This is a genomic window from Ruegeria sp. BG7, from assembly GCF_056535685.1.
In genome coordinates this window covers 84,998-97,489 of record NZ_JBQFIU010000002.1, presented here as the reverse complement: position 1 = coordinate 97,489, position 12,492 = coordinate 84,998, and the positions used below count along the sequence as shown (strand labels likewise).

Sequence of the window (12,492 nt, the reverse complement as noted above, 5' to 3'; positions counted from 1 at the left end):
GGAACCGTCATAGGGTCCGCGACATACCGTGCACCATCAACACAAAGCATCGCGTGTCATGAGCCAGATATCAGAAAGCCTGCTAGAGCAGATCCGCAACCAGTTTGCCCAGATCGACCATTGCCCCGAACAGGGTGAGCGCATTTTTTTCGAAAATGCAGGCGGCGCGCTGACCCTGAATTCGGTTCTGGACAGTTCTGTGCGTTACGCGGCGATCCCGGACAATCAGGGGCGCGACAACCCGGGGTCACATGCGCTTGTTGATACCATCAATGCCGCAAAAGCCGATATGCGAGATTTCATGAATGCGCCCGGCGGGCAGTTCTTTGTTGGGGAAAGCGGCACTGAATTACTGTTTCGGTTGATCATGAACGCCTGTCTGGGCACAGGTTCAGGTGTCGTACTGGGATCGACGCTGGAACACCCCGCCACGCGTTCGGCGTGCGATCGTTGGGCACGCATTGCCGGGCAGGAACATGTGTTGATACCGCATGATAACGAGACGGGGCTTGTGACGGCCGATGCCTATGCAGCAGCCGTCACCCCGGAGACAAAAGTGGCAACGATCCTGCACACGTCGCCGGTGACAGGGATGGGCGTGGATGTGGCCGCCGTATCAAAAGTAATCCGCGCCGTAGCACCCGACTGTTTCATTATCGTCGATGGCATCCAGCACGCGGCGCATGGTCGGATCGACCTGACTGCCTATGACATCGATGGATACGTGATCTCACCCTACAAAGTGTTTTCGCGTCATGGATATGGTGTTGCCTGGATATCCGACCGATTGACCGCGTTGGACCACAACGCTCTTTTGGATGGCCCTGCGGAAAATTGGGAAATGGGGACACGCGACACCGGGGCTTATGCCACCATGTCCGATGTTGTGTCTTATTTCGAGTGGTTGGGAAGCCAAGTCAGCGATGCCCGAGACCGGCGTGGCAAGTTCCTGGCGGCGGGTGATGCCATCCACGCGCAGGAAAAAGCGCTGACCGATGCGATGATCCACGGCACTGGCAACCTGAGCGGCCTGGCCGAGATGGAGAAAGTCACCATTCTGGGTGGGGTCGACAACCCGGCGCGCGAAGGCTTGGTCTCGCTGCGTGTTGAGGGTGTAGCCTCTGTCGATGTGGTGAAACGACTGAACGATCAGGGCATTCGTACCCATCTGCGCAAAGCAGATCACTATTCAGGGAATATTCTCACCCCGTTGGGCTACGACTCGTGCGTGCGGGTTTCGATGTGTCACTACAACTCAATTGGCGAGGTCGCTCAATTCCTTGCCGCTATGAAAGAAATCGCCGCCTGAGCCGCGTCATATCTAGGGAAACAGATTCATGAAAACCCACGCACAAGCTGTTGTCATCGGTGGCGGTCTCGCCGGTACGTCGATTTTGTATCACCTTGCCAAACTCGGCTGGACGGACTCGATCCTGCTGGAGCGTGATGAACTGACCAGTGGCTCGACCTGGCACGCGGCGGCCAATATTCACGGGCTGCACGACAACAACAACATCACGCGAATCCAGCACTATACGATGAACCTGTATAAAGAGCTGGAGAAGGAAACCGGCCAAAGCTGCGGCGTGTTCCAGCCGGGCTCGCTGTACTTGGCACAAACCGAAGAACGCGAGCAGCAATTGCGCCTGCAAGAGGCCAAAGCGCGTTTTTACGGCCTGAATTTTCACGAGGTCAGCCGCGAAGAAGCAAAAGAGCTTCACCCGCTGGCTCAGTTCGATGACATCCGTTGCATCATGTACGAACCCGATGGCGGCAATGTGGACCCTTCGGGCGTGCCCCATGCTTATGCTGCCGGGGCACGTGCCATGGGCGCAACAATCGAGCGGTTCTGCCCCGTAACAGGGACCGAGCAGCAACAGGACGGCAGCTGGATTGTTCGGACACCAAAAGGCGATATCCACACACAATGGGTGGTCAATGCATCTGGTCTTTGGGGTCGCGAAGTGGCGGCTCTGGCAGGGCTGACGCTGCCGCTGCAACCGACCGAACATCAGTATTTCGTGACCGAAACCATCGATGAAGTCGCCAATCTGGGCCGTCGCTTACCTTCGATCGCCGACCGGGATGGCGAGTATTACTTCCGGCAGGAAGGCAACGGGCTTCTTATTGGTGCCTATGAAAAGGATATGAAGTTCTGGGCCGAAGAGGGCACACCGTTGGATTTTGCCCACGATCTGTTCCCTGACGATTTGGACCGGATCATGGAAAACGTGATCCGCGCGACCGAACGCGTACCGGTTGCAGCAACAGCCGGGGTCAAGCGGGTGATCAACGGGCCGATGATCTGGTCGCCCGATGCCAACATGCTGTGGGGGCCTGTGCCAGAATTGAAGAATTATTTCCTCTGTGGCGGTCTGATCCCGGGCTTTTCGCAATCAGGTGGGTTGGGCTTGCTGGCAGCGCAGTGGATGATCGAGGGCGAGCCGCAATATGACATGTTCGCTTGGGATCTGGCACGGTTTGGCGACTGGGCCGACAAGAAATTCACCAAAGCGCGGGTGGAAGACGCCTATACGCACCGTTTCAAGATCCACTTCCCCAATGAAGAACGCAGCGCTGGCCGTCCGGCCCGTGTGCGCCCGGCCTTTGAGATGCAAAAACAGATGGGCTGTGTCTTTGGTCTGAACTGCGGTTGGGAACACCCGCTGTGGTTCGCGGATGAACCCGGCGCCCAAGAGACAACCGGTTTTACCCGCCAAAATTGGTTCGATCCGGTTGGTCGCGAGGTGCAGATGCTGCGCGACAGCGTGGGCGTCATCGACATCTCGAACTTTGCAAATTACGTGATCAAAGGACCGGGTGCTTACGACTGGCTGGACCGTCTAGTGGCCAACCGTGTGCCAACCGAAGTCGGGCGCAGTTGCCTGACGCCTCTGATCTCGGTTCGCGGTGGCGTGGCAGGGGACTTTACCATTACCAAGCTGGCCGAAGACGAATACATGATGATCGGATCGGGTATGGCCGAGCGCTATCATCAACGCTTTTTCCAGATGGTCGAGATGCCCGAGGGCACCACGCTGGAGGTCGCGACAGACCGCATTGCCGGGTTCAACGTCGCAGGTCCGAAATCGCGTGAGGCATTGGCACGTCTGACCAATGCCGATCTGTCCAATGAAGCGTTCCGTTTCATGCGATCCCAGAAAATCACCGTTGCAGGTGTGGACTGTGTGGCCATCCGCGTCAGTTTTTCAGGTGATCTGGGTTGGGAGCTGCACTGCGCCGAGGCTGATCAGGTCGCGCTTTACACCGCATTGCTTGAGGCCGCCAAAGACTGCGGTGGCGGTCCCGTTGGCGGGCGTGCGCTGGGGTCGTTGCGCATCGAAAAGGGCTATGGATCCTGGGGTCGGGAATACAGCCAGGAATACTGGCCGCAAGAGGTTGGGCTGACCGGTCTGATCAAGCTCGACAAGGATTTCCTTCACAAGGACGCCTACCTTTCCGTAAAGGACAACGCCCCACGAGAAGTTCTGACGGTCTTCGAACTGGACGTGACCGAGGACGCAGATGCCACCGGCAGTGAGCCGATTTTTACACCCGACGGCACGCCTGTTGGCCGGGTCACATCCGGGGCGTATGGCTATTCGGTCGGGAAATCACTGGCCATTGGCTTCCGCAACCCCGAAGTGGCGCAACCCGGAGATGAGGTGGTGATTCAGGTGATTGGCAAGGCGCACAAAGGGCGTGTTCTGTCAGAGGCGCCGTTTGACCCCATGGGCAGCAGACTGCGAAGCTAAGCTTTACATAGGCTTAGAAGGACGCGCCAGGTCAAAACCGATCTGTGTCCGACGAGACAAATTAAGCGCGCTGCCTTCAGCGGCGTGCTTTTGCGTTCAATGGCCAATGTTTTTAGCCAGGTTCGCAGCTCTGGGACCTCAGCCACTCAATAACGTCCCGGACTTCACGCTTGTCCCGGCTTCCGTCCTGTGCCTCGACAAAATAGCCGTGTGTGGGTTTGATATCTTCGTCGAACAGGCGCAAAATCCGCCCCTCCCTGAGATCTTGATCAATCAGTGGCAGCCAGCCCACCACTGCGCCTTGTCCTTCGGCAGCCCCGCGTAACAGAATGTTTGCATCTTCAAACACAACGCCCATCAGGGGGGACCCCGGCTGCACGTTCATCGCGGCAAACCAGTCCAACCAGCCCCAATGATTGCGTTGGTGCAGGATGGGTTTGTTCAATAGATCTTCAGGCGCATCGATGGGCCCATATTGGTCGATGTACTGCGCGCTTGCTATGGCGACAGGTCGAAGTTCCAGCAGTTTGAGTGAGCCGCGCGGCATGTCCGCCAATCGATGCCAGCTCAGAACAATATCTGCGTGGGTTTGGTCCGCCATCCGCGGACGATACGAAGGCACGACCTCAAGCTCGACCTCGGGGAAACTCTGCCAAAGGTCGCTGATGCGTGGCATCAGCCACCGGGCCGTTAAGATGGGTCCGGCGGCCAATCGCACAACCTTGCGTGATGTTCTGCGCAAGGCTCCAACCGTGTCTTCCAGCATCCCAAACGCCCGTCCAGTCGTTTCGGCCAGCCGTGTTCCATCCTCCGTTAGTCTGACCTCGCGCCCCACGCGTTCAAACAATAGGGTGCCCAGTTGATCTTCCAGTCCACGGATGTGGTGGCTGATGGCCGTTGGCGTCACCACAAGATGCTCGGCGGCGGCGCGAAAACTGCCGGTTTTCGCGGCTGCATCGAAAGCGCGTAGTGCGGAAAGAGAGGGGAGCATAACCGTCCTAATGATGAGTGAAACTTACTAGTCGCTGAGGAAAGACCATTTGTAAACTGCTGTTTGGGCTGTAATCATGGCAAGTAGGTAATCTGGACTCATGTAAAATGACCGCTACAGTGCGCAGGCGTGGCCGCAAACAGCGCCTCACCCAAACAACAGAACCCGAGTCGAACCCGCCTGTTTGGCCAGGTATCTGTGGCGGGCGTTTCAAGCCGCTTTCTCCCCAAGAGGTCGCGCTGGTTGAAGAAACGGCGCTGACCCTTCTGGAAACGCTTGGCCTGAGTCAGGCTATACCTTCGATGATCGAAAAGGTGGTTGCTGCGGGTGGGTCATTGACAGATGACCACCGTTTGCAGTTCCCCCGCGCTTTGGTGCGTCAGGCGATCAGCGAAGCAAACCGTGATTTTAGCCTTTGCGGTCAAGTTCCTGAACATGATCTGGATATCAGTCAGGCCCGCGCGCACATGTCCAGTGGCGGCGCGGCCCCCGGTGTTTTTGATCTGGACACGGGCGTCTATCGGGACTCGACACTGGCTGACCTGTATGACGCGGCCCGCATTGTCGACCAGATGGACAATATCCACCATTTCAGCCGTTCAGTGGTTGCCCGGGATATCGAAGACAACGCGGTTATGGATCTCAACACGGCTTATGCATGTCTGGCGGGGACGTCCAAGCATGTGTCGATCTCGATCACCGAGCCCGACAATGTGCCCGCGATCGCACAGCTGTGTTATGCCATTGCCGGCAGTGAAGAGGCCTTTCGCGCGCGTCCTTTCTTGACTGTGATGGTGTGCCACGTCGTGCCACCCATGCGCTTTGCCGAAGAAGCGTGTGAAGTTCTCGAAGCCGCAATTCTGGCCGGGTTCCCGGTTCAATTGATCAGCGCTGGACAGGCCGGTGCTACCAGCCCGGCAACCATTGCCGGTTCATTGGTTCAGGCCGTTGCGGAAACGCTGGCAGGGCTGGTGTTCGCCCGTCTTGTCGACCCAGAGGTCAAGGCGATCTTTGCACCAAAACCGTTGGTTGCGGATCTGCGCACCGGCTCTATGTGCGGCGGCGGAGGGGAGCAGGCGATCCTCATGGCGGGCGCTGCACAGATGGGGCGGCATTTCGACCTGCCAACCTCCTCTATTGCGGGCATTACCGATGCCAAGTGTTTGGATGCGCAATACGGGGCCGAGAAATCGCTTGCTGTCACCATGGCTGCACACGCGGGTTCGAACATTGTCACCCAGGCGGCCGGGATGCAGGCCAGCTTGCTGGGCGTTAGCCATGCGGCTTATGTCAGTGACAATGACATGCTGGGGAATATCCTACGCACTTTGCGCGGGATCGAAGCCACGCCTGAAAACATCGCTGCCGACGTAATCGCCGACGTTTGCCGGGGCGAGGGGCATTATTTGGGTGAACAGCATACATTCAACAGGATGAAATCAGACTATTTCTATCCCGAAATCGGTGACCGGAGGACGCCGCGGGAATGGCAGGAAGACGGCTCTCAGCCTGTCGGTGACGTTGCTCGGGAAAAAGCGCGCGAGATTTTGTCCAATCACTTCCCGCAGCACATTCCCGACGACGTTGACCGCGCGTTGCGCACGTGTTTCGACATCCGTCTGACACGACAGCAAACCGGCAGATCCTCATGAAAAGTCAAAACCTAAGCGCCCGCGCCCGTGCGGTTATGCCTGGTGGCGTCAGTCACGAGTTGCGTTACAAAACCCCGTATCCGATCTATTTCGACCGCGCCAAAGGGGCCGAGAAATGGGATGTGGACGGCAAGCGTTACATCGATTTCAAACTAGGCGCGGCCAGTCAGATTCTGGGTCATGCCCACCCTGAGATTGCTGAAGCAGTGGCCCGTCAGATGGAGAGGATGCCTTACACCGCAGACTGTCATCCGCTTGAGGTTGAATGGGCCGAATGGCTGGCACGCCTGTTTCCCTCTGCCGACCGTGTGCGGTTCACCGGGTCTGGTACAGAGTCAACAATGCTGGCCCTGCGGCTGGGTCGGGCGTACTCGGGCCGTGACAAGGTGCTGCGTATCGACGGCCATTTCCACGGCTGGCATGACATGTTGATGAAAGGTGCCAAACCCGGCACCAACACAGCGCCGAGTCTGGGTATACCGCAGGCCGTGACCGACCTGACGGTGGTATCCCCGCCGGATCTGGACGCCGTTGCCGACCTGCTGGACAGCGATCCACAGATCGGAACCGTCTTTGTCGAAGCCTCCGGCGCAAATTATGGCTCGGTCCCGCTGCCGGACGGTTTTCTGCAGGGGGTGCGAGCCTTGACCGAAAGAACGGGCCATGTGCTTGTTTTTGATGAGGTAATCACGGGTCTACGCTGGTCGCCGGGCGGCCGTCAGGCGCGAGATGGGGTGACGCCGGATCTGACAACATTGGCCAAGATCGTCACTGGTGGTCTGCCGGGCGGGGCCGTTGTTGGTCGGGCTCACGTCATGGATTTGCTCAGCCCCGGCGAGACTCGTGAAGGGCTATCGCCTCCGGTCGGACACAAAGGCACTTTCAACGCGGCCCCCTTGGTGGCTGCGGGGGCGGTTAAGGCGATGGAAATTCTTTCGACCGGCGACGTTCAGGCCCATGCCGATGCAATGGCCGCGCGTCTGCGGGATGGCTTCAACGCAGCCTTCATTGAACTGGACGTGCAGGCATTGGCTTATGGCGACAGCTCGACCTGCCACCTCTATTTCGGTGGACGATCCATTGAAGGGCTGGATGCCGCAAAAATCCGAAAAACGCCGCCCGCTGTCGTCAAAAGCTTGCGTGACGGGTTGTTAGAGCGAGGCGTGGATTTCATGTCTTTCACCTCCTGCGTAACTGGCCTGCCGCATACACCCGGCCTGATTGACGAGGCGGTCGCACTTTTCCGCGACACTATTTCGGATATGGTCCGCGACGGAGTGTTGTCATGACATTGCCCACCCATGCCCGCACCGTCATCATTGGTGGCGGCGTCATCGGCTGTTCGATTGCCTATCATTTGGCCCGCGAAGGTCGGAAAGATATTGTCGTTTTGGAACGCTCGAAACTGACCAGCGGCACGACGTGGCATGCGGCTGGTCTGGTGCGGCGCTTGCGCCCGTCGGCGACACTGACCAAGCTGATCAACTATTCCATCGACCTTTATGGTGAACTGGAACGTGAAACCGGGCAAGCCACGGGATGGACCCAAACCGGCTCGCTGACGCTGGCCACCAACCAGGACCGACTGACGAATATCAAACGTCAGGTCTCGCTTGGCCGCGCCTTTGGGCTTGAGGCCGAGGTTGTGGATGCGTCCCGTGCCAAGGACTTGTGGCCGCTGATCGAGGTCGATGACGTGATCGGCGCGGTTTGGTCGCCGTCGGACGGACGGGTCAACCCCTCCGACGTGGCTCTGGCGCTGTCCAAGGGTGCACGGGCACGAGGGGTTCAGATCTTTGAAGATACCCGCGTGACTGGGCTGCAAAAGATAGGCGGGCGGATATCGGGCGTCGAGGTCGGTGACCATGTGATCGAGGCCGACGAGGTTGTGATCGCCTGTGGGCTTTGGTCGCGTGAGGTCGCGGCCATGGCCGGGGCGCACATGCCGCTTTATGCCTGTGAACATTTCTACATTCTGACCAAGCCCTTGCCCGAGGTTCAGGCCCTTGGCAAAGGCGCGCACCTGCCAACGCTGAACGATCAGGATGCGTTTCTCTATGCCCGCGACGATGTCGAAGGGCTGCTTGTTGGCTCGTTCGAACGCCATGCCAAAGGCCTGCCGCTGGATCGGCTGCCCGCCGATTTCTCGTTCGATCTGCTGGACGAGGATTGGGATCATTTCATGCCGATGATGGAAAACGCACTGCGCCGCATTCCGGCACTGGAAAAGGCCGAGGTTCGGATGTTGCTGAACGGCCCGGAAAGCTTCACGCTCGACAGCCAATTCATGCTGGGCGAAAGCCCCGAAGTGCCGGGGCTGTTCCTGATGGGAGGGATGAATTCGACCGGAATTGCTCTGGCAGGTGGGGCAGGCAAAGCCATGGCAGAATGGATCATCGCCGGAGAACCCACGATGGAGTTGAACGAGGCCGACATTCGCCGCTTCAGCCCCGAAATGAACGTTCTGGGCGCGTTGGAAGCCCGTATTCCTGAAGTTCTTGGACGCCACTATGACAACCCGTTTCCCGGTCGTTCGATGGAGACCGCAAGGGGTCAGCGTCGTTCGCCAATCCATGCCGGTCTCGTCGCCGCCGGGGCGCGGTTCGAAGCGCGGGGCGGTTGGGAACGTGCCGTGCATTTCGGGGGCGAACCTGCCCATCTGCCACTGACCTTCGGCGCGCCTGCATGGCGCGAACAGGTCGGGCAAGAGGTCGAAACCTGCCGATCGGGCGCTGCCATTCTGGATCAAAGCGCCTTTGGTAAAATCATGGTGCAGGGGCCGGATGCCTGTGCCTTTCTGAACCGGCTCTGTGCCGCGCAGATGGACGTGCCCGAGGGGCGCATTGCGTATACCCAGATCCTGAATGCGAAGGGCGGCGTGGAAAGCGATCTGACCGTTCAGCGGCATGGGCAAGAAACTTTTCTGCTGATCGTCGGGGCCAATGAAACCGTTCGTGTGATGCAGCGGATGCGGGACACAAGAAGTGATTACCGTGCGGAGTTCACGGACGTTACCAGCGGGTATGCCATTCTGGGCCTTGCTGGTGCACGGGCCCGAGACGTGCTTCAGGCCACGACAAACGCGGCTGTCCCGGACCTCAAGCGGTTCTGCTTTGCACCCGTCGAGATTGGTTTGGCCCGAGGTTGGGCAGGTCGGCTGAGCTTTACCGGGGAAGAAGGCTTTGAGCTTTACATCCCTGCCGACATGGCCATGGCCGCCTATGAGGCGCTGGTCACCGCAGGTGCAACCCATGCGGGTCTTTACGCAAGTGGATCTTTGCGCATCGAAAGCGGTTTTCGGGCATTCGGTCACGAACTCACACCGGGCACCACGCCGCTTGAAGCCGGGCTAGGTGCGTTTTGCGCCATGGGCACGGGTTTTGTGGGCGAAGACGCCTTGCGCGATCACAGTCCCGAACGGCAAATCGTGTCGATCCTGTTCGACGATCCTGACGCGATCCCGCTGCATGATGAACCCATTTACTTTGACGGCAAGGTCGTGGGGCAGATCACCTCAGCCGCATGGAGCTACCGGTTTGGTCGTTCCGTGGCGCTTGGCCTGATCAACGCGCCTTTGGGCCTGCTTGAAACCCAAGACGTTTTGGACGGGTTCGAAGTCGAAATCGCGTGCGCCCGTTACACAGCCAAAGCCTCTCTCAAACCCGTAAAGGTAGCTTTTGCATGAGCGACACGATCCAATCCACCCAAGTGGCGATCATTGGCGGCGGTATCATGGGCGTGGCCGCGCAGTTTCAACTGGCCGAGAATGGCTGGACTGACACGATCCTTTTTGAAAAGGCCGAATTGACCAGCGGTTCCACTTGGCACGCGGCCGGACAGATTGCCCATGCGGTAGGCAGTCGCCTGATGGGGTGGATCAACAAAACCTCCATCGAAACTTATAAACGGGTCGAGGCCGAAACCGGACAGAGCATAGGTTGGCACGAAGTCGGCGGCATCCGGATTGCCACCACCGACGATGAAGTCGATTGGATGAAGTCGATCATGGGCGTGGGCAAGCTGTTGGATCTGCCAATGGATCTGATCGGCCCGGAAGAGGTGGCGCAGGTTAATCCCTTCTACAAAGTCGACGACGTTAAAGCTGCGGTGCGCACTTACGAGGATGGTCATATCGACCCCTCAAGCGTGACCATGGCGCTGGCTGCTGCAACCCGGTCGCGCGGCGCCCGGATTGAACGGCACAACCGGATGATCGGGGCGTCCCGCAAAGGCGATATGTGGCTGTTGCGCACCGAAAAAGGCGATGTGCTGGCCGAACATGTGGTGATTGCCGCTGGGTCTTACGCCAATCAGGTGGGGGAGTGGTTCGGGCTGAAAATCCCCTCGGTGTCGTGCCTTCACCACTATCTTGTGACGGACACCGTACCACAGTTCGCCGACCGTCCGGAATTGCCCGTGATGCGGGACAATGCCTTTGGCGGTTACATCCGGCAGGAGCAGAAATCCGGCTTGATCGGAATTTACGAAGGCCATGTCTGCCCAACGGTCTGGGAAATGCCCGAAGGCGCGCCTTGGGCGGCGGAGAATGAGCTGTTCCAGGCCGATTACGACTCGATTGGCGATTTCCTGATGGTGGCTTTCGACAAAATGCCAATTCTGGCTGATCTTGGCATCAAACGCGTCGTGCGTGGGGCAATCACGCACACACCTGATGGCGGAATGCTGGTCGGGCCATCGGGTGCGCCGAACGTCTGGTTGTCCTGCGGCTCGTCCATCGGGCTGGCCTGGGGCGGCGGCGCGGGCAAAGTGCTGGCCGATTGGATGGTGCATGGTGAAGCCGAAATCAACACCCGCGGTTTCGACCCGCGCCGATACGGAGATTTCGCCTCGGACAACTTCATTGTCGAGCGCACCAAGGACGAGTTCATGCGCCGCCATGACACGCCTTGCCCGGGTAAGCAGTTCCACAGCCTTCGGCCGCTGAAAAAACACCCACTGTATGACCGCCTTGCCGCCAAGGGTGCAGTTTTCGGAGAAGTCGCCGGTTGGGAGCGTCCGCGCTATTTCGGTGGAGTAGGCGAAGCAGAACAGATCGGCTGGGGTCATCAGCCGTGGCATGCAAACGCGACGGCCGAGGCAAAAGCAACGCGCAATGCCGCCGGTGTCATTGATCTCTGCGCTTTTGCCCAGTTCGAGATCTCGGGCAAGGATGCGGGCGCTTTGCTGGACCGGCTGTCGGCCAACCGAATACCTTCGAAAGACGGGCGGATGAGCCTGAACCATTTGCTGACGGCGCAGGGAAGGTTCGAGACAGAAATCACGATCTGGCGCATGGCCGAAGACCGGTTCTTCACAGGTTCCCCCATTGCCCGCGCCACACCGGATTTCGATTGGATCAAGTCCCACATCCGACCCGGCGAGGATGTGACGATGATCAACCGCTCGGCAGATTGGGGGATGCTGGCACTGTCAGGCCCCGCGACCCGCCGTATCCTGTCTGAACTGACAGACGTTGATCTGTCCAATCGCGCTTTCCCTTGGTTATCTGGGCAGGAAATCCGCGTTGCAGGAATTCCTTGCTATGCTCTACGCGTTTCGTTTGTCGGCGAATTGGGCTGGGAATTGCACGCGCCGCTGGATCAGATTGGTGCAATCTACGACGCGCTTTTCGAAGCCGGGTCCAAACACGGTTTGACGGATCTGGGTTCTTACGCGTTCAACGGGATGCGTATGGAAAAGGCTTATCGCGCCAGCGGGGATCTGACCACGGATGTCGGCCCGCTTGACGTCGGTCTCGAACGCTTTGTCGTGAGCGAAGGACGCGATTTTCTGGGCCGCAATGCGCTGCTCAGCCGAGATCCGGCATGGCAGCTATTCTATGCAGAGCTGCACTCAGAAGACATCGACATTCATGGTGGCGAACCGGTGTTGCTGAACGATCGGCCTGTGGGCCTGACCACATCGGGTGGGTATGGCTATACGATCGGCAAGTCCCTGGGGTGGTTGTTTGTTCGCAAGGGTACCCCGCAAACGGGCCTCAGCGTTCGAATTCTAAATCGTGACATCCCGGTTACGGTACATCAAGATGCGCTCTTCGATCCGCAGAATTTGCGACCCCGATCCGAGGAATAAC

7 protein-coding genes are annotated in these 12,492 nt (G+C 58.7%); 6 read left to right on the top strand and 1 reads right to left on the bottom strand.

Features of this window, described 5'->3' with window-relative positions; all coding sequences use genetic code 11:
* The first annotated feature begins 58 nt into the window (after nucleotides 1-58).
* Entirely contained in the window at nucleotides 59-1,309 is a 1,251-nt protein-coding gene (locus ACR3EH_RS18435) for an aminotransferase class V-fold PLP-dependent enzyme (RefSeq protein ID WP_171676301.1), read from the top strand.
* Between the two features lie 28 nt (nucleotides 1,310-1,337).
* Nucleotides 1,338-3,755, top strand: coding sequence for a GcvT family protein (locus tag ACR3EH_RS18430; RefSeq protein WP_171187732.1), 2,418 nt, complete (start codon nucleotides 1,338-1,340; stop codon nucleotides 3,753-3,755).
* A 112-nt stretch (nucleotides 3,756-3,867) separates the two neighbouring features.
* Here the strand turns inward: ACR3EH_RS18430 and ACR3EH_RS18425 are convergent, their stop codons facing one another.
* A complete protein-coding gene (locus ACR3EH_RS18425; protein WP_171187734.1) occupies nucleotides 3,868-4,746 on the bottom strand; it encodes a LysR family transcriptional regulator in 879 nt (292 codons plus the stop codon).
* A 107-nt stretch (nucleotides 4,747-4,853) separates the two neighbouring features.
* Between ACR3EH_RS18425 and ACR3EH_RS18420 the strand changes: the two genes are divergently transcribed.
* From ACR3EH_RS18420 to ACR3EH_RS18405, 4 genes are read left to right on the top strand one after another with little or no spacing between them, the layout of a single operon-like run.
* Nucleotides 4,854-6,398, top strand: coding sequence for a trimethylamine methyltransferase family protein (locus ACR3EH_RS18420; protein ID WP_171187736.1), 1,545 nt, complete (start codon nucleotides 4,854-4,856; stop codon nucleotides 6,396-6,398).
* Nucleotides 6,395-7,687 carry an aspartate aminotransferase family protein gene (locus ACR3EH_RS18415; protein ID WP_171187738.1) on the top strand — a complete coding sequence of 431 codons (1,293 nt, stop codon included), beginning with the start codon at nucleotides 6,395-6,397 and terminating at the stop codon, nucleotides 7,685-7,687. The genes ACR3EH_RS18420 and ACR3EH_RS18415 overlap by 4 nt, the downstream gene beginning before the upstream one ends.
* Nucleotides 7,684-10,083 (top strand): GcvT family protein, encoded by a 2,400-nt coding sequence (locus ACR3EH_RS18410; RefSeq protein WP_171187740.1) that lies wholly within the window; start codon nucleotides 7,684-7,686, stop codon nucleotides 10,081-10,083. Before ACR3EH_RS18415 ends, ACR3EH_RS18410 begins: the two co-directional genes overlap by 4 nt.
* Complete coding sequence (locus ACR3EH_RS18405) at nucleotides 10,080-12,491, top strand: GcvT family protein (RefSeq protein WP_171648097.1); 2,412 nt, start codon at nucleotides 10,080-10,082, stop codon at nucleotides 12,489-12,491. Before ACR3EH_RS18410 ends, ACR3EH_RS18405 begins: the two co-directional genes overlap by 4 nt.
* The last annotated feature ends 1 nt before the right edge of the window (nucleotide 12,492 follow it).